Genomic DNA, 20,905 nt, shown 5'->3' with positions numbered 1-20,905 from the left:
TGAATTTTTATATATACAAAAAATTATATCAAACTAAGAGGTATTTTTGGATCAATTTATAGAATAAATGAGCTGTAATTGGAACTTTGTATATTGATTTACAGAATAAGTCTATAAGTTGAAGTTGGCCTATAAGCCGGGTTCTGTATGACCGAAGCCATGATAGTCATTCATCTACGAAACCTGTTACCAAGAATCTTGAGCACTCTACCCGAAGACAACGCGAGCAGCGCCAATGCCTCCCTATTTGAGCTTGCTCCAAGTGGGGTTTACCATGCCAAACTTATCACTAAGTTTGCGGTGTGCTCTTACCACACCATTTCACCCTTACCTACCTAAGTAGGCGGTTTATTTTCTGCTGCACTTTCCGTCGCATCACTGCGCCTAGCCGTTAACTAGCACTTTGCTCTATGGAGCCCGGACTTTCCTCTCAATGCAATAGCATCCAGCGACTATCCGGCCAACTTCAGGGAAAATTATACGCTATGAATAGAGTATTTAAATACTGCCCGATGATGCAGAATCAAAAGCTATTCTAGCTCTTGAATGACACAGGAATACTATATTGGGCTTTATGAATATTTTCACCATCAGTATCAACTGCAACGGTGACAGGCATATCTTTAACTTCCATTTCATAGATCGCCTCCATACCCATTTCTTCAAATGCCACAACCTTAGCCTTTTTAATTGATTTAGAAATTAAATAAGCAGCGCCTCCTACAGCAATTAAATAACTCGCTTTGTGTTTTTTTATACTTGCAACTGTTTCATCACCTCGCTCAGCCTTACCAATCATCCCAAGAATTTTTGTATTTTCAAGCATTAAATCAGTAAATTTATCCATTCGAGTTGCGGTTGTTGGGCCTGCAGGACCAATCACTTCATCACCAACAGCATCCACAGGGCCAACATAATAAATAAACTTGTTATCAAAATTTACACCCTTTGGTAAACCCTCTCCATTCTCAATCATTGTCTTCAGTCTTTTGTGCGCTGCATCTCTTCCAGTAATAATGGTTCCAGTGAGAAGCAAAGTGTCACCTATATTCCATTCATTCATCTGAGATTGAGTCAGGCTATTTAGGTCAACCTTTGTATATTTTGAAACATCCATCTCTAGGTCAGGATAAAGACTTAAATCAACTTCTGGCAACTCTGCAACACCCGTTCCATCGAGTGAGAAGTGGACATGCCTCGTCGAAGCGCAGTTTGGAATCATAGCCACTGGCAGCGAAGCAGCATGCGTTGGGTAGTCATTTATTTTGACATCAAGAACGGTTGTAAGACCTCCCAAACCTTGAGCACCAATACCGAGTCCATTGATCTTATCAAATAAATCAATTCTTAACTTTTCAATATCACTTGGGTTAGCTTTCGTTTTAATGCTATTGATATCGATGGGCTCCATTAGGGATGCTTTAGCCATCAGCATCGCTTTTTCAGCTGTACCTCCAGCACCAATCCCAATCATACCTGGTGGACACCAGCCGGCGCCCATTGTTGGGATCGTTTTAAGGACCCAGTCAGTCAGACTATCATCAGGATTAAGCACCGTAAACTTTGACTTATTTTCAGATCCTCCTCCCTTTGCAGCAACTGTAATATCTAATATATCGCCCTTAACTATTTTGGTATGAATAACTGCTGGTGAGTTATCTTGGGTATTCTTTCTACTGAATAATGGATCATCTACTATCGAAGCTCTCAAACGATTATCCGGTTCGTTATATGCTCGTCTTACGCCCTCATTAATCATATCTTCTAAAGACAATTCTGACTCCCACTGAACGCTCATCCCAACCTCTAGAAATATATTAACAATTCCAGTATCTTGACAAATGGGTCTTTTCCCAAGCGCACACATTTTAGAATTAATCAAAATTTGTTCTATTGCATTTTTAGCACTCTGATTCGTTTCTCTTTCATAAGCTGAAACCATTGCATTGATAAAATCAGGTGAGTGATAATAAGAGATATACTGCAGTGCTGAATGGATACTTTCTATTAAATGCTCTTGTTTTATAATCATATTTATTTAGGCTTTGGTATTGTCTAAAGAGGGCAATCAGGTTATATTATAACCTCTAATCATTTTTATTTTTTTTGCTAGGGACCCCTTATGTTCAATTTATTCACAGGCCAAAATCTTTCTGTTGACCTTGGTACAGCTAACACTCTTATTTATATGGATGGAAAAGTCGTCCTGAATGAGCCTTCTGTTGTAGCGTTAAGGCATGAAAAAGGTGCCTCAGAGTCGTCTGTAATAGCTGTAGGACAGGAAGCAAAAAATATGCTTGGAAGGACGCCTGGCGCTATTGAAGCAATCAGGCCCATGAAGGATGGCGTAATTGCGGACTTTAAGGTAACTGAAAAAATGCTTCAATTCTTCATGAAAAAGGTACTAAAGTCAGGTTTTTTTTCTCCTAGCCCTAAAGTATTAATTTGTGTTCCTTGCGGTGCTACGCAAGTTGAAAGACGAGCCATTAAAGAAAGTGCTGTGGGCGCAGGTGCAAGAGATGTCTATCTAATTGAAGAGCCTATGGCTGCAGCATTGGGTGCTGGCATGGCCATTGAAGAGGCATCTGGCGCAATGGTTTTAGATATTGGAGGCGGAACATCAGAAATTGCTATCCTTTCACTTAATGGAATTGTATATTCTGACTCACTCAGGGTGGGTGGGGACGTTTTTGACGATACCATTGTAAAGTTTGTCAGAAGGGTTCATGGAATTATTATTGGTGAGGCTACAGCTGAGCAGATTAAAGAAGAAGTAGGTAGCGCTTTTGAATCAAAAATTATTAGAAAAAACGAATTTAGAGGACGCGCTGTTTCAACTGGACTCCCAGTTAGTTTTGAAGTCACAAACTCTGAAATCCTAGAGGCTCTTAGCGAACCTTTGGGAATGATTATTGCAGCTTTAAGGACAGCGTTAGAACAAACGCCGCCTGAATTATCATCTGATATTGCTCAAAATGGATTAGTTATTACGGGTGGAGGTGCCCTTCTTGAGGGACTTGATAAACTCATTCACAGTCAAACAAATTTACCGGTCACTATTGCAGATGATCCTCTCACTTGTGTTGCTAGAGGTGGTGGAATAGCCCTAGAAATGATTAATCAACATGATATGGGGTTCTTGGCAGCAGAGTGATTCAACATAAGTCGAGATCTTAATAATGCGACTTTTAAAACTTTTTGTTCCTGTATTGCTCTCTATAATTCTTATCTTTCTGGATGCTAGATTCTCATATCTAGATAACTTTAAGCGTTTTACACTTACACTTCTCAGTCCAATTTATGTCATTGTTGACTTACCCGGCCATGTTATTGATTGGGTCAATGACAAAGGCACAGAAAATGAATTGCTTGTCTCCCAAAATGACTATCTTGAAGGGCAACTGATTGAACTTAAAGCTAAGCTTCAGACCTACAATAATTTAGCTTTAGAAAATCAAAAAATATCTAAACTTCTTGAATCAAGCTACTTGATTCCTGATCATAACGTCATGCTAGCAAGAATTAAATCAGTCACTCAGTCAAGACTCTCAAAGCAAATCATCATTAATAAAGGTCTCAATGATGCTGTTACTCTCTCAGACCTGGTTATCGGCTCTGATGGAGTTGTCGGTCAGGTTACAGAAGTTACGGCTTTATTTGCGACCGTAAAACTCTTATCTGACCCAACCCTTCATATACCTGTAAAAAACTCAAGAACAGGTGCGCGGGGTATCACGAAAGGCTTGGCCTCAAATGAAAAGGGTATGGTCGTTGAATTTATTCCTCTAGAGTCTGATATTAAGATTGGAGATATATTTGTAACCAGTGGTATTGGAAATTCTTATCCGTCTGGCTATTCCGTTGGAAGAGTGAAATCAGTTGATGAATCTCCTAACTCATCGTTTATGAGGGTTTCTATTGACCCCACTCAAAATATGAATCAATTAGAATTAGTTCTTATCGTTAAGGATAAAAATGATTAATCAAACACAGCTCCTTCTCTTACTAAAAGTAACGATTCTGGCTTTTATTTTAGGATCTATATCTCTGCCTATTATTCTTGAGTTGATTTCACCATTTTGGTTATTAATGTTTTTTATTTACTGGCTGATTTACTCTGATAGTAATGGAATCTTCAGTGCGGCGTTGATACTTGGTTTACTCTTAGATGTTCTTCAAGGAGCTATCTTGGGACAGAATGCACTTGCGCTTATCGTTAGTTCTGCATTCATATTAAGTGTAAAGAAGTCTTTTTTTGTATCCAATTTGACAACCCAGCAGGTCTATGTGTTTATTGCTTCACTCATTTATCTCGTATTATTTTTAATGACGCATCTAGTCGTTCAAGGTCTTCAAATCCAATGGCTCATCTTATTTGTACCATTTACAGGCGCCTTGATGTGGCCAGTTGTTCGCTTTTTGTTGGCAAAACTAAAGCAATAATTGAGTTTTTGCTATGGATAAAATTGGGAATTTAAAGCGCGAAAAAAAAGTATTCAGATCTAGAGTTATTTTCTCTGTAGTCATTATGCTTTCAATGACTTTAATTTTGACACTGAGGCTCTTTAATCTTCAAATAACAAAGCATGATTTTTATGTTGAAGAAGCACTCGGAAACCAAATGCAAAATCTTCCTATTACGCCTATAAGGGGTGATATCTTAGATCGTAATGGAAAGGTTTTAGCGACGAATGAATTTGGTTATAGATTGACCATAACTCCTGAGAAAGTCACTAATTTAAATGACACTCTTGTTGAACTAGAAATCAATGATTACATTGATGCAATTGATATTGAAAAGTTTAATAAAAATTTAAATCGCTTTAAAAAATTTCATAACATTCCAATCAAGTTTAATCTTCCTGAATCTGAAGCCTCATCATTTCTGGTTAATAACCAAATGCCAGGTGTTGAAATTGAGCCCTACTTTCATCGCGTTTATCCCTATGGCGCCTCTAGCTCACACCTTATTGGTTATGTTGCTGCTATGAGTAAGGAAGATAAAAGTAAATATGACAAGAAAAATTATGCTGGTACAAGTTTTGTAGGGAAGATTGGTATTGAAAGGCAATATGAAAACTTACTTCATGGAAGATCAGGTATTAAACAGATTGAAAGAAATGTTGCAGGAAGAGTTGTAGACTCAAAAGTCATTGATCCTTCTATCCCTGGTCAAGACATCTATCTGAATATTGATATCGATTTACAAATAAAAGCAGAATCCCTTTTAGGCGACACTAGAGGTGTTATTGCGCTTATTGATGTTACAGATGGCTCAGTGATTAGCTTAGTTAGCACCCCCTCTTTTGATCCTAATTGGTTTGTCGATGGAATATCAGTTAAGCAGTATGATGAGCTTAAAAATAATGAAGATCTGCCTCTTTTTGATAGGAGTACTAAGGGGCTATATCCTCCTGGGTCAACCATTAAACCAATGGTAGCGCTTGCAGGACTTGAACAAAAAAATATAACCATAAAGCATACAACTTTTTGCCCAGGTTTTTATAAGCTCTCTAATTATTCTAGAAAATTTAATGATTGGAAGCGAACTGGTCATGGCAGTGTTGACACTATTGAGGCAATTGCTCAATCTTGTGATGTCTTTTTTTATGACTTGGCTTATAAAATGGGAATTGACCAAATTCATGAGAGCCTTTCTCTCTTTCAATTCGGCAAGAAAACAGGTATTGATATTCCAGGTGAGTTAGGTGGTATTCTACCATCAAGAGAATGGAAAAAAATCAACAAAGATGAGCCATGGTATAGGGGTGAGACCCTCATCACCGGAATAGGTCAAGGATTTATGACTGCAAGTCCAATGCAGTTAGCATTGGCAACAGGGGCAATAGCAAACAAGGGGCAGCTTTATACGCCAAGAGTTCTCATGCATACTCAATCTAAAAATGGAGAGTCTTACCTTGAATCACAGGTCCAATCAAAGCAGATACCTATCAAAGATATAAGCAACTGGGATTTAATTGAAAAGGCGATGAGACAGACCGTTTATGGCAAACTAGGAACAGCAAAGAGATTAAACAATAAACTAAGCTACACCCTGGCTGGAAAAACAGGAACAGCACAAGTCTTTGGCCTAGACCCTGAGGAAAAATATATTGCCGATAATATTGATGAAAAATTAAGAGATCATGCTCTATTTACTGGCTACGCGCCAATAGAAAACCCAAAAGTGGCGATAGCAATTATTGTTGAAAATGCTGGCAGTGGTAGCTCAAAAGCTGCACCATTAGCCAGGGCGCTTCTAGATGAATATTTTATAAGGAATCCTGTTGACTCTGAAAAGCTTTAGCAAGCTAGTTAAGTTTCTTGAGAGGCTAAGAAACTTTTCCTAAAGGTAGAGAATGTATTTGCTTGAATTGCACTCCTTATGGATTGCATTAATTCTTGATAATAAAAAAGGTTGTGAAGTGTATTTAAGCGGGAACCTAAAATTTCATTAGTTTTTTGGAGGTGATGAAGATATGACCTAGAGTAATTGCTACAAGTCGAACAAGTGCAATTTGGATCTAGTGGGCCAGTATCTTTTTTGTATTTTGCATTACGAATTTTTACGACGCCCTCAGAGGTAAATAGGTATCCGTTTCTAGCATTGCGAGATGGCATGACGCAGTCAAACATATCCACACCTGACGCTACTCCTTCTACTAAGTCTAGTGGGGTGCCAACCCCCATTAGATATCTAGGTTTATCTTTAGGCATATGATCTGGAAGATAACTCAGGACCTCCATCATTTCTTCTTTGGGCTCTCCAACTGAAAGACCACCTATGGCGTAACCATTAAAGTCCATTTCAATTAAAGACTCTGCAGAATGAATTCGAAGCTCTCTATGCATTCCACCTTGGACAATCCCAAAAAGAGCATTTTTATTATCTAATCTTTTGTGTTCGTTCAATGAGCGCTTTGCCCATCTTAAAGAGAGCTGCATAGACTGATCAACAACTTTTTTCTCTGCCGGGTAAGCAGTACAGTCATCAAATATCATGACAATATCTGAGCCAAGCTTATGCTGTATTTGCATTGACTCTTCTGGCCCCATAAAAATTGATGACCCATCCTTAGGTGAGCGAAATGCAACACCCTCTTCAGTTATTTTTCGCATTTTCCCTAAACTAAAAACCTGAAAACCGCCTGAATCAGTTAATATTGGACCTTGCCAATTCATAAAATTATGAAGATCCCCGTGAGCCTCGATGACCTCTGTTGAAGGGGTAATAGACAAATGAAAAGTATTACCTAGTATAATTTCAGCGCCTAGTCCCCTCACTTCCTCAACTGTCATCGCCTTAACTGCTCCATAAGTACCTACGGGCATGAAAGTAGGGGTATTGACTTCACCTCGATCAAAAGTAAGCCTTCCAAGGCGCGCCTTGTCATTTGTATTTATGAGTTCAAATTTCATTGATGGAATTAGTCTATTATTAGATTTTTAAAATGATTGATTTATTTGGTCGAGGTTAAAACCTCTTGATTGCAGAAATCGCTTTTGTTTTGCCTGCTCTTTAAAGTCTAAGGAGACGATATCTCCAAATTTTTTTTTCCTTATCTCTTTAGCAGATTTAAACCAATCAAAATCAGAAAGATTAAAACTACTGATGCCCCTTAATTTTAGCTCTGAGGCAATTCTGACTGGCCCCTTGCCCTGGTTAAAGCGCATCAGAATAAAGGCTTCAGCAAAACGTTCATCACTCTGGTAATTTTGTTCAACTAATTGAGTAATAGCACTATCAATGATTTCATCATCATAGCCCTTAAGTTGAAGTTTATTAAATAATTCTAATTTAGAGTGCTCACGCCTCATCAACATTTTTAATGCAGCAGAGTAGCATCTAATCTGATGATTCGGAGTCGTCATGATCGCTACTCATCAATTTTTCACGAATTTTTATTTCAAGCCCTTGACTCATATCTGTATGTTCTTTGAGGTACTCACGAGCATTGTCTTTACCCTGGCCAATTCTCTCACCATCGACGCTATACCACGCACCTGCTTTCTCAACAAATCCAAGTTCTACTCCTAAATCAATAATCTCACTTTCTCGAGATATTCCTTGATTATATAAAATTTGAAATTCTGCCTTCTTAAAAGGAGGGGCAACTTTATTTTTGAGAACCTTGACTCGGGTTTCATTACCAAGGATTTCATCACCTTTCTTTATGGCTCCAATTCTTCGAATATCCAACCTCACTGAAGCGTAAAACTTGAGCGCGTTTCCACCAGTAGTGGTCTCAGGATTGCCAAACATGACTCCAATTTTCATGCGAAGCTGATTAATAAAGATCACCATCGTGTTAGTTCTTTTAATGTTTGATGTCAGTTTTCTTAATGCCTGTGACATCAGCCTTGCTTGCAAACCCATATGAGAGGCTCCCATTTCACCCTCAATTTCAGCCTTAGGTGTCAATGCAGCAACTGAATCAACAACTACAATGTCTACACTACCTGACCTGACAAGCATATCCGTAATTTCTAGAGCCTGCTCCCCAGTATCAGGCTGAGAAATGAGAAGATCATCAGTGTTAACACCCAGTTTCCTCGCATATGAAGGATCTAAAGCATGTTCTGCATCAATAAATGCTGCTGTTCCCCCCAGTTTTTGCATTTCTGCAATAACATGTAATGTCATTGTTGTTTTTCCGGACGACTCTGGACCATAAATCTCTACAACCCGACCTCTAGGGAGGCCACCGATTCCAAGCGCTATATCAAGACTTAAACTTCCAGTTGATACAGCCTCAATATCAGTTCTAGCTTCCTCATCGCCAAGAAACATAACTGAGCCCTTACCAAACTGTTTTTCAATTTGACCAAGGGCAACTTTTAGTGCTTGTTTTTTCTGTTCATCCACTCCGCTCTCCCGCGTAAAATGTTAATAAATTTATATGTAATTATTATAATGGCTTTCAATCAACAAGATACAGAATGTATGGCTCTTGCACTCAAACTTTCCAAGCTTGGTCGAGGAAGTGTGGGAGCGAACCCTATGGTTGGTTGTGTCATTACTCGAGATGATAATATCATTGCTCAAGACTATCATCGGCACTATGGTGAGAGTCATGCGGAAGTCAATGCACTAGATCAAATCAATCATAAAGCTCATAATTGCAACGTTTATGTCACTCTTGAGCCATGCTCCCACCAAGGTAAAACGCCGCCTTGCGTTAAGGCGCTCATAAATGCCAATGTATCTAAAGTATTTGTTGCAACGCTTGATTCTAACCCAAAAGTCTCTGGAAGTGGAGTAAGACTTCTGAGAGAAAATGGCATTGAAGTAGAAGTTGGCTTACTTGAGAATGCGGCTCTAGAGGTAAATCGAGGTTTTTTCAAAAGAATGAAGACTGGACTCCCCTTTGTAACTTCAAAAATTGCTATGAGTCTGGATGGGAGGATAGCTATGAAAAATGGTCAAAGTAAATGGATCACCTCTGACGCTTCCAGGAATGATGTGCAAAAACTGAGAAGCCAAAATCAAGCTATACTGACTGGTTCAGGAACAGTCTTAAATGACAACCCTATGCTGACAGTCAGAATCCAGGAATTAAATTCAAATCCGCTTCGAGTTGTAATAGACAGCAATAATCAAATTACAGATAAGTCTCTCAACATATTTTCGAATGATTCAGAGACTCTCATACTCAATGAAAGTAATACAAAAATATTAGAAAATGGTAAACTTAATCTCGAATCTGCACTAGAGACAATTGGATCACTTGGCATTAATAATATTCTGCTAGAAGCTGGAAGCGGCTTAAATGGCGCAATGATGGACGCAGGCCTCATAGATGAATTTGTTATTTACACGGCGCCTATAATTCTTGGAAGTGATGCCAAGCCCATGATGCAAATTCCATTAAAGGAAATGTCAGAGAAAATTTCTCTTAAGATCATTGAACTTACTCAAGTTGCAGATGACATCAAAATAAGAGCAGTGCCTCTATGAATACCTTAACCAACAAACGCGTTCTGTTAGGTGTAAGTGGCTCAATTGCTGCATACAAATCGCCTGATATTGTTCGTAGACTTCAAGATTTAGGTGCTGAAGTGAGAGTCATTGTAACTGATGGTGGCAAAAAATTTGTAAGTGAGAGATCCCTTCAAACAATATCAAAGAATAAAGTTTATAGCAACCTATGGGATAAAGAAGCTGAGCTTGCTATGAGCCATATCGAGCTAGCAAAGTGGTCAGATATTGTTATTATAGCTCCAGCCTCAGCCAATACAATAGCAAAACTCTGTCATGGTAGGGCAGATGATTTATTGTCAACAGTTATCTTGGCGACTGACGCCAAAGTCATGTTAGCGCCATCCATGAATCAGCAAATGTTTGCATCAAAAGCCATCAAAGATAATTTAAAAATTCTACTAAAACGAGGCATTGTTTTGATTGAACCAGGCTTTGGAGAGCAGGCTTGCGGAGATATCGGTGAGGGAAGACTAGCTGAACCATTAGAGATTGCAAAACAAGCAGCAGATCTTTTTACCTCAAGCTCACTCAGTGGAAAAAAAGTTTTAATCACCTTAGGTGGCACAATTGAGGCAATTGATCCTGTGAGATACATCTCAAATCATAGTAGCGGAAAAATGGGAATGGCACTTGCCCATGAATGCATTCAAGCAGGTGCAAAGACAACATTAATTATTGGCTCGATATCTATAGATATTGAAACAAGGGCTGAGGTCATTCGTATTGTCAGTGCGGAGGATATGTACAAAGCTGTAATGCAAAGAATTGAGTCTCAAGATTTATTTATAAGCTGTGCTGCAGTTGCAGATTTTAGGCCAAAAAATATTAGCAATAACAAGATTAAAAAAAATAATAATTCGGTGACTATCGAACTTATCAAAAATAAAGATATTCTAGCCAGTGTATGCCAGCTCAACAAAAAACCAATTTGTATTGGTTTTGCGGCTGAAACTGAAAATTTAATAGATAATGCAAGAGCGAAACTTGCAAGCAAGCAGTGTGAAGCTATCATACTCAATGATGTGTCTCAGAGTGAAATTGGTCTTAATTCAGATGAAAATGAAGTTCACTTCATTACTAAAGAAGAGATTGTGAAAAAATAGAAAAAAATAGCAAGCACATTATTGCAGAGAAAGTAATTCAAAAAATCATACATTATTATTTCTAATCTTCACAAATGCTTATAAATCAAGGCTTAATAGACTTACCCACAAAACTGTGGATAACTCTGGTGATATCTTCATATTTAGAGGTAAATAAAGCCCTACACTGGTAATTTCTACGGTTTTGGTTAATAAATAATCATATCTAATTTTTATATATAAATCAACAAGTTATATTTTTTTTAAATATCAATCTAATTCAACTTTATTTAGAAAGTCTGTAAATTAACGAATCGCGGATAACTTTTGAAGTTTAGCCCTTTAATATAGGGGCTTAGAGGATATTTCAATCCACTCTTATTAAAAATTATAAGTAACCAATATTTTATTTTTTGACTGAATTTTGCCCTCAATATAATAGTATTGAATTGGTATTAAATAGTGTAATAATTCGATTAATATTAAGACTTTAAGGGTCATCTCAAGGGTTAAAAAACTATTATGTCTGATAGTTACTTTTAATAGTTAATCTTGTATTTCCCGTGCCCTAATTTTTTTTCAATTGAATCTAGCAATTCTCGATCCAGTGATACATCAAACTCCTCTGATAATGGTATTCTTCCTGAAGATTGTTCTGATTCGTACTCTATAATCACTGGGCAAGATCCATGATATTCTTTTAGCAAACTACATAACTCTATATAGTCATTTTTATTTTTTTGACTCAGATGAATTTTTAAATATTTTGCAAATTTTAATTGAACTTTATCTACTGAATCTACTCTGTCTACAACAACTTGCCACTGTTCTCTAAAATCTTTATTGACTTTTCCAGAAATGACCACCACCTCGTCTAAAACTAATTTTTCACTAGTTTGCGCTAACTTTTGAGAAAAAATTGCTGCATTTATCTTTCTTTCTGAATCTTCAATAGTTATGCTAGCCATCTGTCCTTTTCTTGTATTTCTGTAAACAATGTCAGATATAAGAGATAGTATTCTTACATCTCGATTATTTCTAAACACAATGTCTTTTGGTAACGTGCAAACAATTGACTTTAAGTCTGCTTTATACCAGTCAGTAGGATGTCGATCTAAATAGTAACCCATGACCTTTTTTTCATACATCATAATATTTTTAAAAGATAAAAAATCACCTTTTATGTATTTCTTTTCATACTCAATATGACTATCAACATCAGAAAAAAGACTACTTTGGCCTTTTGATAGATCACTTTGTCTTTGCTCTGCTTGTCTGACCGCACTTGGATAAGTTGATATTAAAGTAGCTCTTTTAATATCAAAGATATCAAATGCACCAGCATAAATAAGCGCTTCAATAGCCCTGCGGTTTAAATATTTTTTCTGTATTCGAAAGCAAAAATCAAAAATATCTAAATAGTCACCATTTTGTTCTCTTTCAAGGACAATTTCATTTACCAGCGCCTCACCAACCCCTTTGATTGCTCCAAGACCATAAACAATTGTTTTATTATCATTTATACTAAATTCATACTCTGATTGATTGATATCTGGAGAAATAACTTTAACTCCTTTTTTCTTTGACTCTCCAACTGTAAAAGCAACTCGATCAGTATCATCCATAACGCCGGACAAAACAGCGGCCATAAATGGCGCTGGAAAGTGAGCCTTAAGCCATGCCGTCTGATATGAAATATAGGCGTAGGCTACCGAATGGGATTTATTGAACCCATAACCAGAGAACTTATCAATAAGATCAAATATTTCATTTGCTTTTTTCTCATCAATATTTTTCTTAGAGGCGCCGTTTACAAATACTTCACGCTGCTGAGCCATCTCCTCAACCTTCTTTTTACCCATTGCACGTCTTAAGATATCTGCACCACCTAAAGAGTATCCAGCCATAATTTGAGCAGATTTCATAACCTGCTCTTGATATAAAAATACACCATTAGTTGGCTTTAGAATTTCTTCAAGCATTTGGTGTGGGTACCTCACCTTTGCACCATGCTTTACTTGAATATAATCATCAACCATACCCGCATCAAGAGGCCCAGGCCTATATAACGCTAACATGGCTACAATATCTTCAAAACAGTCCGCCTTAAGTTTTTTTAAATAACCACGCATTCCTTCAGACTCTAGCTGAAAAACACCTGTTGTATCACAATCTTGAAGAAGCTTAAATACTTTAGGATCATCCAGTTTCAGTTTATCAATATCAATTAATTCCTTACTAAGGCCTTTTTTGGCTATGATCTTTACTGCCTTATCCATGACAGTTAAATTTGATAGACCTAGAAAGTCAAACTTGACTAATCCTACAGCCTCAACATCATCTTTATCAAATTGTGAGACCACTACATCTGATTCATCAGAACCTTTATAGATTGGACAGAAGTCACTAATCTTACTTGGCGCAATAACCACGCCTCCAGCATGAGTCCCAACATTTCTAATAATTCCTTCAAGGTCTTGTGACAAGTCTATCAAGGTTGATACACTTTCTTCTGAATCATATCTAGATTTTAGTTCTACGGAATCCACGAGGGCTTTATCCAAGGTCATTTTTAACTCATTTGGAATCATTTTTGATATTTGATCGCTAAATCCATAAGGATGGCCAAGCACTCTTCCAACATCCCTAACAACTCCTTTTGCAGCCATAGTTCCATAAGTAATTATTTGAGAAACTTTTTCAGATCCATATTTTTCAGCAACGTACGCAATAACTTCATCACGCCTATCTGTACAAAAATCTATATCAAAATCTGGCATAGAAATACGCTCAGGATTTAAAAAACGTTCGAATAAAAGATCATGCTCAATTGGATCAACATTTGTAATTGAAAGGGCCCATGCAACAAGAGATCCAGCTCCAGAGCCTCGCCCCGGACCCACAGGAATGCCATTTTCTTTTGCCCATCTGATGAAATCAGAAACAATTAAAAAATAACCTGGAAAGTCCATTTCTAATATTACTGAAAGTTCAAAATTTAATCTTTCAATATAAAATTTTTTATTCACTTCAAGGTCTTTAAGTCTAACTTCAAGACCTTTTTTTGACTCTTGACTAAAAAAATCAGCAATTGACATACCCTCTGGTGTTGGAAAAAGTGGAAGATAGTTCTTCTCAAAAAGTTCAAAATGAAGATTACAACGCTTTGCAATTTCAGAGCTATTTTTAATAACTTGAGGGTAATCCTCAAACAACAACAACATTTCTTCAGAAGTTTTCAAATATTGGTGGTTACTAAAGTTTTTAGATCTTCTTGCATCATCTAATAATCCACCTTCCGCAATACAAATTCTAGCTTCGTGAGCTTCGAAGTCATTTTGATCTATAAACTGGACATCATTAGTCGCTACAATTGGAACCTCTACTTCTAATCCTAAATCAATTATTAGGTTAAGTAAGCTTTCATCCAATGGCCTTTCAGTTCTCTGAACTGACATGTAGTAGCGATCCTTAAAAACAGACTTCCACTTCAAAGCTGTTTTTTTTGCAATCTCAAAATTATTAGATAACAGATATTTTGAAATGTCTGAAGAGGCAGGAGATGCAATCATTAATAAGCCTTTCTGATGAGTTATCAGTTGCTCTTCTGTAACACTTACAATAGAAATGCCTTGTTCATTCAAATAGGCTTTTGAAATAAGCTCAGAAAGGTTCAAGTATCCTTCATGATTCTGGCAAAGCAAAAGAACATCATAATGACCCTCTTCATAAGACAATGAAATCTTTGCTCCAATGATTGGCTTTATTCCAGCATTAATAGCTTTTTGATAAAATTTAATTGCTGAAAAAAGACTCATATCATCTGTAAGTGCGACACTTTTCATACCTAAATCTTTCACACTATCAATCAGATTTGATATGCGAACTAAACTATTCTTTACAGAATATTCGCTTTGGCATTGAAGATGAACAAAATCCACAGAATTCATTTAAAAAAAATATGGTAATTAAAATCATATTTTACAAACAATTTTATATTTCGCCTTTGGCTTTTTATAAAATTATTTAAATTAGACTATATAGAGGAAAATACTTAAGTAAACCTATATATTTTGTGCAGCCTTTATTAGGGCTTGAGCCTTATCCATTGTTTCTTGCCATTCCATCTCAGGTATTGAGTCATAAACAATTCCTGCGCCAGCTTGGACATAAAGAACCTCATCCTTAATTACAGCTGTTCTAATGGCAATGGCAAGATCCATACCACCATGCCAAGAAAGATTTCCTATGGCACCAGAATAGATATTTCTTTTTAAGGTCTCTACTTCATCAATTATCTCCATCGCCCTAACCTTTGGAGCACCACTTAGAGTGCCTGCTGGAAAAGTAGCCTTTAAGACATCAATTGAACTCATATCTTCTTTTAACTCGCACTCAACATTTGAGACTATATGCATGACGTGAGAATAGCGCTCAATGAACATTTTATCCGTCAAATTCACACTCCCAGTTTTGGCAATTCGCCCTAAATCATTCCGGCCTAAATCAATCAGCATTAAGTGCTCAGCAATTTCTTTATCATCCGACAAGAGATCTTTTTCATTTTCAAGATCTTCTTTAATATTCTTACCTCTTGAGCGAGTTCCAGCTATTGGTCTTATTGTTGCAACATTATTATTATCAACTCGTGTTAGAATTTCAGGAGATGATCCAACTATAGCAAAACCATCTAGATTCAGAAAGTACATATAAGGAGAAGGATTTAGTATTCTAAGTTGACGATATAGCTCTATAGGGTCTGACTTAAATGAACAACTTAATCTTTGAGATGGAACAACCTGCATAACATCTCCTGCAGTTATATATTTCTGAACTTTTTCAACTGCATTAATAAAGCCCTCTTTACCAAAACTGGAAACAAAATCCTCAGACTCAATCTTTTCAGTGGATGTTGATTCAAAATTAAATAGCTCTCTAATATTTTTTTCAATTATATTTAGTTTTGACAGTCCATCCTCAAATGACTCTTTCTCAGGATTAATGTGAGTAATGATATGAACCTTACTGGTTAAATTATCGACAACCAACAAATCGTTTGAAACCATCAATAGAATATCTGGAACATTAAGCTCATCTTTCTTTTTTATGTTTTTGAGTTTTGGCTCAATATATTTAATAATTTCATAGCCAAAATATCCAACAAATCCCCCATTGAAATCTGGCAGTTCATCTAATTGTGGAACCTTAAATTTACTTTGATAATCTTCAATCCATGTAAGAGGGTCTTCTACTTTATATTGCTTATTCAGCTTCCCTTTTTTTTCGATTGAAACATCGTAATCATTCACCTTAATAACTGTCTCTGCAGCTAGCCCAACAAATGAGTAACGCCCCCATTTTTCACCTCCCTGTACTGATTCTAAAAAATAGCTATAGGGATTATTTGCTAATTTAAGATACAAAGCGAGAGGCGTATCAGTATCTACTAAAACCTCTCTTGAGAGAGGAATGTGATTAAAGCCTTTTTCAATAAGACTATTGAATTGAGATTTTTCCATAAATGTATTTTATCATTACCAAGTTTATGAAAACTTTAGAATACCCCCCTGAAAATAATCTTAAGAAAAGGGAATAAAAAAAAGGGGATTTCATTTAATAAATGAAATCCCCTTCATCGCTTTAAGCTTAATTATTCTTCAGCTTCTGCTTCGACTTCACTTAGCTGCTCTGACAGCTCTTGCTCCGCTTCACTAGTTTGCATAAAAGAATCAGCTACACGCTTTTTCCTCTTCTCTTGATGATGCTTAAAACCTGTACCAGCAGGAATAAGCCTACCTACAATTACATTCTCTTTAAGGCCTCTAAGGTCATCGACTCTTCCTGTAATCGAAGCCTCAGTAAGAACTCTTGTTGTTTCTTGGAATGAAGCGGCAGAGATAAACGACTCAGTAGATAATGAAGCTTTAGTAATTCCCATTAATAATCTCTGGAAAACAATTTCCTTCTTATTCTGGGCCTTTAATTGCTTATTTTTCTCAACAACATGAGCATGTTCAGCAGTTTCACCATTCACATAGTTTGAATCACCGTTATCAAGAATTTCAACTTTTCTAAGCATTTGCTTTACGACAACTTCAATATGCTTGTCAGAAATCTTAACGCCCTGAAGTCGATAAACATTTTGAACTTCTTTTACAATGTAGTTAGCCAAAGCCTCAACACCCAATAATCTAAGAATATCATGAGGATTTGAAGGGCCATCAGAAATCACATCACCCTTCTCAACGGTTTCACCATCAAATACATTGATTGCTCTCCAATGATGAATCATCATTTCAGTAACGTCACCCTCTTCATTGGTAATCAGCATACGTACTTTAGATTTAGTTGGGCTTCCGAAACTAACAACACCCGCATTCTCAGCAAGAATAGCATGATCCTTTGCTTTTCTAGCCTCAAATAAATCTGCAACGCGTGGCAAACCACCTGTAATATCACTCGTTTTTGAAACAGCTTTAGGAATCTTTGCAAGTATTTCACCTGCAGCAATAAGCTGTCCATCTTCAAGATTAATTTTGACACCTGAAGGCAAGTAGTGAGTAGATAGAATAGATTTCTTATCTTTTTTATCAACCAGCTTGATCATTGGCTTCATATCTTTAGCTGCTGAAGTCCTCTCTGTTTCTTCAATCATCTCAAAGAAAGTGAGTCCTGTAAGGGGATCAGAGCTCTTTACAACAGTTTTACCCTCAACAAAGTCAATAAAAGAAACTCTTCCAGAGTTTTCAGCAATGATTGGATGAGTATGAGGATCCCAGTCAGCAATCTTATCTTTTACCTTAACTTTACCACCATCTTTAAAATGAACTACAGCACCATAAGGAAGTTTATATCTTTCCTTTACTTGTCCTAAATCATTTCTTATAGAGGCTTCTGAAGATCTTGAAACAACAACTAAATCTCCATTTGCATTGGTAATTGATTTCATATTCTCATAGTGCACTATACCGCTGGCGCCAATATTAATACTATTGACAGCAGTTGATGAACTAGCAGCACCACCAATGTGGAAAGTACGCATTGTGAGCTGTGTCCCTGGCTCACCAATCGATTGAGCAGCAATCACTCCAACTGCTTCACCGACTCCAATCTTATGTCCTCTTGCCATATCATTACCATAACAAGACGCGCACACACCATATGATATTTCGCAAGTAATGGCAGACCTTACTTTAATAAATTCAATCCCTAACTCATTGATACGGTCAGAATCGGATAAGGTTATTAAATGGTCTTTTTCTAAAAATACTTTATTACTATTTGGCATTAAAACATCTTCAGAGACAATTCTACCAAGAACGGCAGAACCCAATGTTTGAACCACATTGCCACCATCAATAACAGCCTTCATAACGAGACCATTTTCAGTGCCACAATCTTCTTCAGTGACCACTAGGTCTTGTCCAACATCCACTAGTCGTCTAGTCAAATAACCAGAGTTAGCAGTTTTTAAAGCCGTATCTGCTAGACCCTTTCGGGCTCCGTGTGTTGAAATAAAGTACTGCATGTTATTAAGACCTTCACGGAAGTTACTTGTAATTGGAGTCTCAATAATTGAACCATCTGGCTTGGCCATCAGACCACGCATTCCAGCTAACTGCCTGATTTGTGCAGGAGAACCTCGAGCACCAGAGTCTGCCATCATATAGATTGAATTAAAAGATGGTTTCTTTTCAGTCTTTCCTTCAGAATCTGTTATGTCTTCATAGCCAACTTTGTCCATCATCGCCTTTGCAACTTCCTCAGAAGTTCTAGACCAAATATCAATGACTTTATTATAGCGCTCACCATTTGTTACAACTCCAGATGCAAATTGCTGCTGGACATCTTTGATTTGATTATTCGCTTTGTCAATCATTTCAGATTTTTCACTTGGAATAATCATATCATTCGAGCAAAATGAAATACCAGATTTAGTTGAATACTCAAAACCCATGTACATCATTTGATCTGCAAAGATAACTGTTTCTTTGAGTTCTTGAGTTCTATAACAAACATGAATTAAGTTTGATACTACCTTTTTTGTCAAAGCTTCGTTAATTAAGTCAAATGACAAACCTTTGGGTAGAATTCTAGAGAAAATCGCTCTTCCAATAGTTGTATCAACTATTCGAGTCGTGCTAGGAACAAAGCCAGAATCTGTCTTTTCATAATCCTGAACCCTAAGCTTAATCATAGAGTGAAGACTGACTAGTTTAGAATCGTAAGCTGCAAGAGCTTCATTGGTATTTGCAAAAACCATACCTTCGCCCTTTTGATTGACCATCTCTCGAGTCATATAATAAAGCCCAAGAATAACATCTTGTGAAGGAATAATAATTGGATCACCACTTGCAAGGTGAAGTATATTATTAGAGGCCAACATGAGTGTTCTTGCTTCTAACTGAGCTTCTTCTGAAAGTGGGACATGGACAGCCATTTGATCACCATCAAAGTCAGCATTAAAAGCTGTACAAACAAGTGGATGAAGCTGAATAGCCTTGCCTTCAATTAGTAAAGGTTCAAAAGCTTGAATTCCAAGTCTATGAAGTGTTGGTGCACGATTTAAAAGAACTGGATGCTGATGAACAACACGCTCAAGAATATCCCAAACCTCAGGGATTTCGCTTTCAACCATTTTTTTAGCAGCCTTAATTGTTGAAGCAAGTCCATTGGCCTGAAGGCGGTTGTAGATGAATGGTTTAAATAGCTCTAATGCCATCTTCTTCGGAAGACCGCATTGGTGGAGTTTTAGGTATGGACCACAAACAATAACTGAGCGTCCAGAATAATCAACTCTCTTTCCAAGCAAGTTTTGACGGAATCGACCTTGCTTTCCTTTAATCATATCTGCAATCGACTTGAGAGGACGCCTGTTATTACCCATAACAGCACGACCACGTCTACCGTTATCAATTAATGAATCGACAGCTTCTTGGAGCATACGCTTCTCATTTCTGACAATTATTTCAGGTGCATCTAACTCCAAAAGCCTACCAAGACGATTGTTTCTGTTAATTACTCGACGATAAAGATCATTCAAGTCAGATGTTGCAAATCGACCACCGTCCAGTGGAACAAGCGGTCTTAAATCAGGTGGTAAAATTGGGAGCACATTAAGAACCATCCACTCAGGTTTATTTCCAGATTTAATTAATGAGTCGACAAGCTTAAGTCTTTTATTAATTTTCTTAAGTTTAGTTTGAGATTTTGTATTTAGTGCATCTTCACGTAAATTAGCCGCTTCTTTTTCAAGCTGCATTTCAGAAAGAACATCTTGCATAGCTTCAGCGCCCATCTTAGCAACAAACTCATCATCACCATACTGATCAAGTGCGTCAAAATACATCTCTTCAGTAAGAAGTTGTTTCTTAATTAATGGAGTACTACCTGGATCAGTTACCAAAAAAGCTTCAAAATACAATACTCTTTCAATATCTTTAAGCGTCATATCCATAAGAAGACCTAATCTAGATGGCAATGACTTTAAGTACCAGATATGGGCTACTGGAGCTGCAAGCTCTATATGCCCCATTCTCTCTCTTCTTACTTTAGAAAGCGTAACCTCAACACCGCATTTTTCGCAAACAACATTTCTAAACTTCATACGTTTGTATTTACCGCACAAGCACTCAAAGTCTTTCATTGGACCAAAAATCTTAGCACAAAATAAACCTTCTCTTTCTGGCTTAAAGGTTCTATAGTTTATTGTTTCTGGCTTTTTAACTTCACCAAAAGACCAAGAACGAATCTTTTCAGGAGAAGCTAAACCAACTCTAATTGCATCAAAATCTTGTTCTTTATTTTGCTGTTTTAAAATTTGTAATAAATCTTTCAAAGG

At 37.0% G+C, this 20,905-nt stretch carries 13 protein-coding genes and 1 other RNA gene; 6 read left to right on the top strand and 8 right to left on the bottom strand.

All coding sequences use genetic code 11. The features are described 5' to 3' along the window. Positions 1 to 116: 116 nt before the first annotated feature. Positions 117 to 468: RNase P RNA component class A (gene rnpB / locus W908_RS08660), an RNA gene on the bottom strand. Positions 469 to 535: 67 nt separating this feature from the next. After that, positions 536 to 2,032, bottom strand: a complete 1,497-nt coding sequence (locus W908_RS02325) for a fumarate hydratase (protein ID WP_053819754.1) — start codon at positions 2,030 to 2,032, stop codon at positions 536 to 538. A 90-nt stretch (positions 2,033 to 2,122) separates the two neighbouring features. Between W908_RS02325 and W908_RS02320 the strand changes: the two genes are divergently transcribed. From W908_RS02320 to mrdA, 4 genes are read left to right on the top strand one after another with little or no spacing between them, the layout of a single operon-like run. Continuing rightward, on the top strand, positions 2,123 to 3,154 hold the full coding sequence (locus W908_RS02320; RefSeq protein ID WP_020024554.1) for a rod shape-determining protein: 1,032 nt from the start codon (positions 2,123 to 2,125) through the stop codon (positions 3,152 to 3,154). A 25-nt stretch (positions 3,155 to 3,179) separates the two neighbouring features. After that, on the top strand, positions 3,180 to 3,983 hold the full coding sequence (mreC, locus tag W908_RS02315) for a rod shape-determining protein MreC (protein WP_053819753.1): 804 nt from the start codon (positions 3,180 to 3,182) through the stop codon (positions 3,981 to 3,983). Further along, entirely contained in the window at positions 3,976 to 4,443 is a 468-nt protein-coding gene (gene mreD, locus W908_RS02310; RefSeq protein WP_053819752.1) for a rod shape-determining protein MreD, read from the top strand. The genes mreC and mreD overlap by 8 nt, the downstream gene beginning before the upstream one ends. Positions 4,444 to 4,456: 13 nt before the next feature. Further along, positions 4,457 to 6,307 (top strand): penicillin-binding protein 2, encoded by a 1,851-nt coding sequence (mrdA, locus tag W908_RS02305; RefSeq protein WP_053819751.1) that lies wholly within the window; start codon positions 4,457 to 4,459, stop codon positions 6,305 to 6,307. Positions 6,308 to 6,315: 8 nt separating this feature from the next. Here mrdA and tgt read toward each other — a convergent pair whose 3' ends face one another. The 3 genes from tgt to recA are packed head-to-tail and all read right to left on the bottom strand — an operon-like array spanning position 6,316 to position 8,866. After that, on the bottom strand, positions 6,316 to 7,428 hold the full coding sequence (gene tgt, locus W908_RS02300; protein WP_200908881.1) for a tRNA guanosine(34) transglycosylase Tgt: 1,113 nt from the start codon (positions 7,426 to 7,428) through the stop codon (positions 6,316 to 6,318). Between the two features lie 18 nt (positions 7,429 to 7,446). Further along, a complete protein-coding gene (locus W908_RS02295; protein ID WP_053819749.1) occupies positions 7,447 to 7,872 on the bottom strand; it encodes a regulatory protein RecX in 426 nt (141 codons plus the stop codon). Beyond that, complete coding sequence (gene recA / locus W908_RS02290) at positions 7,847 to 8,866, bottom strand: recombinase RecA (RefSeq protein WP_053819748.1); 1,020 nt, start codon at positions 8,864 to 8,866, stop codon at positions 7,847 to 7,849. The genes W908_RS02295 and recA overlap by 26 nt, the downstream gene beginning before the upstream one ends. Before the next feature lie 48 nt (positions 8,867 to 8,914). Between recA and ribD the strand changes: the two genes are divergently transcribed. Both ribD and coaBC read left to right on the top strand, forming a co-directional pair. Next, positions 8,915 to 9,958 (top strand): bifunctional diaminohydroxyphosphoribosylaminopyrimidine deaminase/5-amino-6-(5-phosphoribosylamino)uracil reductase RibD, encoded by a 1,044-nt coding sequence (ribD, locus tag W908_RS02285; protein WP_053819747.1) that lies wholly within the window; start codon positions 8,915 to 8,917, stop codon positions 9,956 to 9,958. Then, positions 9,955 to 11,085 carry a bifunctional phosphopantothenoylcysteine decarboxylase/phosphopantothenate--cysteine ligase CoaBC gene (coaBC, locus tag W908_RS02280; protein ID WP_144417900.1) on the top strand — a complete coding sequence of 377 codons (1,131 nt, stop codon included), beginning with the start codon at positions 9,955 to 9,957 and terminating at the stop codon, positions 11,083 to 11,085. The genes ribD and coaBC overlap by 4 nt, the downstream gene beginning before the upstream one ends. 518 nt (positions 11,086 to 11,603) lie before the next feature. On the opposite strand, the gene dnaE is transcribed toward coaBC, so the two are convergent. The 3 genes from dnaE to rpoC form a co-directional block, all read right to left on the bottom strand. Beyond that, positions 11,604 to 15,014: a DNA polymerase III subunit alpha gene (gene dnaE / locus W908_RS02275; RefSeq protein ID WP_053819746.1), complete on the bottom strand. Its 3,411-nt coding sequence runs from the start codon at positions 15,012 to 15,014 to the stop codon at positions 11,604 to 11,606. A gap of 114 nt (positions 15,015 to 15,128) precedes the next feature. Then, positions 15,129 to 16,583, bottom strand: a complete 1,455-nt coding sequence (trpE, locus tag W908_RS02270) for an anthranilate synthase component I (protein WP_053819745.1) — start codon at positions 16,581 to 16,583, stop codon at positions 15,129 to 15,131. Between the two features lie 131 nt (positions 16,584 to 16,714). Next, on the bottom strand, positions 16,715 to 20,902 hold the full coding sequence (gene rpoC / locus W908_RS02265) for a DNA-directed RNA polymerase subunit beta' (RefSeq protein ID WP_053819744.1): 4,188 nt from the start codon (positions 20,900 to 20,902) through the stop codon (positions 16,715 to 16,717). Positions 20,903 to 20,905 lie beyond the last annotated feature (3 nt).

The sequence above is a fragment of the Candidatus Pseudothioglobus singularis PS1 genome (assembly GCF_001281385.1).
GTDB classification, from domain to species: Bacteria; Pseudomonadota; Gammaproteobacteria; order PS1; family Pseudothioglobaceae; genus Pseudothioglobus; species Pseudothioglobus singularis.
This window is presented reverse-complemented; position numbering and strand designations above follow the sequence as displayed.

Bases quoted from the DNA above. Each gene is read 5' to 3' on its own strand.
- W908_RS02325 (WP_053819754.1), bottom strand. From the start codon at position 2,032: ATGATTATAAAACAAGAGCATTTAATAGAAAGTATCCATTCAGCACTG.
- coaBC (WP_144417900.1), top strand. From the start codon at position 9,955: ATGAATACCTTAACCAACAAACGCGTTCTGTTAGGTGTAAGTGGCTCA.
- W908_RS02320 (WP_020024554.1), top strand. From the start codon at position 2,123: ATGTTCAATTTATTCACAGGCCAAAATCTTTCTGTTGACCTTGGTACA.
- dnaE (WP_053819746.1), bottom strand. From the start codon at position 15,014: ATGAATTCTGTGGATTTTGTTCATCTTCAATGCCAAAGCGAATATTCT.
- ribD (WP_053819747.1), top strand. From the start codon at position 8,915: ATGGCTTTCAATCAACAAGATACAGAATGTATGGCTCTTGCACTCAAA.
- W908_RS02295 (WP_053819749.1), bottom strand. From the start codon at position 7,872: ATGACGACTCCGAATCATCAGATTAGATGCTACTCTGCTGCATTAAAA.
- mreD (WP_053819752.1), top strand. From the start codon at position 3,976: ATGATTAATCAAACACAGCTCCTTCTCTTACTAAAAGTAACGATTCTG.
- mreC (WP_053819753.1), top strand. From the start codon at position 3,180: ATGCGACTTTTAAAACTTTTTGTTCCTGTATTGCTCTCTATAATTCTT.
- trpE (WP_053819745.1), bottom strand. From the start codon at position 16,583: ATGGAAAAATCTCAATTCAATAGTCTTATTGAAAAAGGCTTTAATCAC.
- mrdA (WP_053819751.1), top strand. From the start codon at position 4,457: ATGGATAAAATTGGGAATTTAAAGCGCGAAAAAAAAGTATTCAGATCT.